This window comes from Mumia sp., from assembly GCF_028803055.1.
Taxonomy (GTDB): Bacteria; Actinomycetota; Actinomycetes; order Propionibacteriales; family Nocardioidaceae; genus Mumia.
In genome coordinates, this window is the sequence record NZ_JARBCJ010000241.1 from 1 (window position 1) to 4,109 (window position 4,109).

The following is a 4,109-nucleotide window of genomic DNA, read 5'->3' on the forward strand; positions in this document are numbered from 1 at the left end:
CACGGTGACGACCCCCTCCGGAGTCGGCTGGTCACCGGCACCGGGCGTCGTGACCTGGACCGAGGCGGTGACCCCGGTCTTGCCGGCCACGACCGTCGTACGGTCGAGCGTCAGCGACGTGGCGGACGCGGGCAGCGGCGGCTCGTACCCGACCTCGGCGATCCAGGTCCGGTAGTTGCCCTCGCGGCCCGGCACGAAGTTGCGCTCCACGTTGCCGCGGCTGTCCACCGCGATCCAGCGGATCTCGGCGCCCTTGTCGACCTTGAGGCGTTCGCCGCCTTCACGCAGGCCGGCGGCCGCGTACATCGTCGACCGCAGGTTCGGCACCGTGCCGTCGGTCGTGTAGAAGATGCTCGCGGGCTCGTTCGTGGAGAACTCCACGTTGACCTTGCCCTCGACGGTGCTGGAGGTGACCTTCACGTCGCTGACGGGCGGCACCGTGTCGGTGTCGTAGTCCCGCGCGATGCGCAGCATCTCGACCAGGCCGTTGGAGAACTCCATCGCCTCCTGGTGCGCGCCCGGCCCCGTCGGGGTCTCGGCCTCGAACGGCGGCTGGAACGTCGAGCCGACCTCGAAGTCCCACGCGTAGATGCCGTACTTGTACCAGAGCATGTCACCGGAGTTGCCCGCCGCCGAGTAGAGCGTGTCGACGACCCGCCCGGTCCGCGCCGGAGTCACCGACAGACCGCGGTGCCGCTTGATCGCGGTGAGGATCCGCGACGAGGCGCCCTGGAAGAGCGACTCCTCCTCGAGCGTGGGCTCCGGTGCGGTGATCCGCCCCGGCACCTTGTACGCCGCCGGCGACCACATGAAGTAGTTGCCGGAGCTGTGCACGTTCATCGACCACTGGATGTTGGACCGTGCCGCGACCCAGTCGACGTTGCGCGACTCCGGCTCGCTGAGCTCCGACGGCCCGGCGAACGTCCCGCTGGTGCAGACCGGCGAGGCGCCGGAGTAGCCGTCGAACAGGCTGTACTCGTCGTAGTTGCGGTTGACGTCCACGCCCCAGGAGTTGCGGGCGTTCGCGTCGGCGGTGCCGGTCTTGTCGCAGTAGTTGACGAGGTTCTTGCGCTGCGAGTTGAAGTCGTAGAACGAGTAGTGGCCGCCGTCGGGGTTCACCGACGGGAGCACCCAGATCTCCAGGTTGTCGAGGAGGTCGCGGGTCGCCGGATGGGTGCCGTAGTTGCGCAGCAGCCGCTCGGCGGTCTCGATCGTGACGAGCGGCGGGACCCATTCACGTGCGTGCTCCTGGGCGTAGAAGAAGACACCCGGCTTGGACCCGTCGCGCACCTTGCCCATCTTGATCGCATAGACCTGCTGTGGCGCACGCGCGACGGTCGCCGGGGCGTTGAGCCCGTCGGTGAGCGTCGTCGCCGCCGTCGCGGGCACTACACCGGCACCGGCGTTGCCGCGGTAGGTGTACGCCGACACGAGCGCGCTCGCGCCCGTGCTGGCGTTGATGGCCGCGGCGACCTGAGCCGCCGTGCTCGTGGCCGTACCGCTGGCGTCGGTGGCCGAGGAGACGGTGATCGCCTTGTCGGCAACCGTCACGGTCAGCGGCTGGTCGGCCGTCGTCGGGTGCACGACCGTGACGGTGATCCCGTTGCCGCCCTCGGAGCCGAACTGCTTCGAGTCGATCGCCACGCGGCGGTCGTCGTCCGCGGCGGCACCGCCAGCGGGGATGACGGACTGCGCGAGACGCCGGTAGCCGTTGGTCTTGTACGGCAGCTCGACGATCTCGGCCAGTTCCGGGTAGTCCGTCGCGAGCTGCTTGATGCGGTCGTACAGCTGGGTCGGGTCGAGGTAGGAGCTGACGAAGTCCTGCTGGTAGCCCGGACCCTTGAACGGGTCCTCCTCGTCGCCCGTCGGCAGCCAGTCGGTGACCTTGGCGATCGCCACGTCGCCGGTCGGGCTGGTGATCCGGATCCGGTCTGGCCGCGAGGTCAGCGCCTCGGTGCCCGTGGTCGGGCTCGCGCCGCGGTGATAGAGGTAGACGTCGGCGTCGACGAAGCGGCTGATGGTCTGCGTGCCGCCGCTGCCGAACGCCGTGCCGGGGCCGCTGTCGCGCTCGACGGTGAGCGCGTCCGTGGCGTCCTGCCCGTTGGCCCACTTGGCCTCGACCGAGAGGACCGGGATGCCGAACGCCGTGTAGTACTGCGCGCGGGTGATCTTGACGTCGGAGACGTCAGGGTGGGTCGCCTCGTCGGCGAACGCCTCGTTCTCCGCCTTCGCCGCGTCGATCGTCGCGTCGCGCTCGGCGAGCGCCGCCTCGGTGTCCTCCGAGGTGTAGAGGACCTCGCCGGTGTCGAAGCCGGCCTTCTTCAACGTCTTGATCTCGTTCGGCGTGACGACGGCGCGGACCTCGAGGCCGTCGGGACGCTGCTCGACACCGTGGTCGAGGTCGACGCCGGTGGCGACGAGCTGGTCGAGCTTGGCCGCGCTGGGCACGGTGATCTCGACGACGGACGGCACCTCGTCGGGGAGGCGCTCGAGGGTGACGGCGCTGTCGGGACCGGGCGTGGACGGCTCGGCGAAGGCAACCGGAGCGGTGGTGGTGGCGGCGATGAGGCCGGGAACCGTCAGTGCGAGCGTGACGGCGGCGACCTTCCGGCGCAGGGGCGACGATCTCTTCATGCGGCTACGTCCTTGCTTCTGGTGATGAAGAGTGGATGAAGGTCACCGTAAGGTGAAATGCGTCACACCGCTGCTCACCTCCCGGCCGGCCGCTCGGACGCGTGGGAAAGGGCCACGAAACCCGCCCGGCGAGGCGCAATAAGATATACGATTCGCCTATGGCCTACAGCACGATCACCTCCCTCGATACCGACGCAGCCCTCCAGCACAGCGAGGACCTGCGAGCCCGACTGCTCTCCACGTCGTCCGACACCTACGTCACCGGTCCGGCCGGCCAGGGCAGCGGCGAACGCGTGCTGGTGCTCGGGGGCACGGGCTACATCGGCCGGGCGCTCGTGCCCGAGCTGGCTCGCCGGGGCTACCGACCGGTGGTGCTGGCGCGTGACGCGTCGGTGAAGGACGACGCCGAGTTTGCTGAGGCCGAGGTCGTCGCCGGCGACCCGACGCGTCTGGACGACGTCGTGAACGCGGTGGCGGTGGCCCCGACCGCCGTCGTCATCTCCCTGCTCAGCGGGCGCCGCCCGAACGACGCCGAGGAGTGCGAGCTCGTCGACTACCAGGCCGTCGTCAACGGCATCAAGGCCGCCGTCGCCCAGGAGGTCCAGCAGTTCATCCAGGTCAGCGACTTCGGCGCCTACCGGCCGGAGCTGATCCCGCAGGTCTACAAGCTGCAGGTCGAGGGCGAGCTCATGGGGCAGCACCACGGGGCGCTGCCGTGGACCATCGTCCGGCCGACGGCGTACTACCCCTATCTGTCGATGACGTTCGGCGACGTCAAGAACGGGCTGCCGTACCGGATCTTCGACCACGGCGAGTACAACGTGGTCAACCCGATCGCCCGCGAGGACCTCGCGGAGTTCATCACCAACCAGGTGCTGGCGGCCGACGCGTACGGTCGCGTCCTCCCCGTCGGCGGCCCCTGGGTCGAGGACAACGTGGTGACCCTCAAGGACGCCGGGCAGATGATGTTCGACATCACCGGCCGCGAGCCGCAGTGGGATGTCGTGGCGATGACGACGTGGGACAAGAAGATCGCGCGGCTGCGGCGCATCGGCAAGATGAGCAAGAAGGTCGCGCCGGTGGCCTACTACCTCGAGGCCGCGAAGTACTGGTCGGTCGTCGACCACGTTGCGCCGGCGTACGGGACGCGCACGCTGCGGGGCTTCATGGAGAAGCTGAAGGACCGGGAGTTCCCGACCGGCAGCTTCCGCGAGCGGATGAAGAGCGGCACGGCGATGATGCCGACCGACATCTGAGTCGATGAGTTGAGCCGGGGGAGACCCGCCCGCCGCTCCGAGTAGCTCCGCTGCGTCCGAGCTGCGAAGCTGCGGGGCGTGGTCGAGTACGTCCGCTTCGCCAAGCACGCACTGACCGCCGTCGAGCAGGGTAGCTGGCGGCGGTGGACCCGCTCGCCTCGGACCTGCGGACATACCTGGAGACGAGCGTCGAGGACATCGCGGCCGCCCATGTCTACG

General features: G+C 69.3%; 2 protein-coding genes. One reads left to right on the plus strand and one right to left on the minus strand.

The window, feature by feature from the left end:
* On the minus strand, nucleotides 1-2,634 hold a 2,634-nt coding region (locus tag PV363_RS16320; protein ID WP_301022888.1), incomplete at its 3' end, for a M14 family metallopeptidase.
* 158 nt (nucleotides 2,635-2,792) lie between these two features.
* Between PV363_RS16320 and PV363_RS16325 the strand changes: the two genes are divergently transcribed.
* Nucleotides 2,793-3,890 (plus strand): NAD(P)H-binding protein, encoded by a 1,098-nt coding sequence (locus PV363_RS16325; RefSeq protein ID WP_301022889.1) that lies wholly within the window; start codon nucleotides 2,793-2,795, stop codon nucleotides 3,888-3,890.
* Nucleotides 3,891-4,109 lie beyond the last annotated feature (219 nt).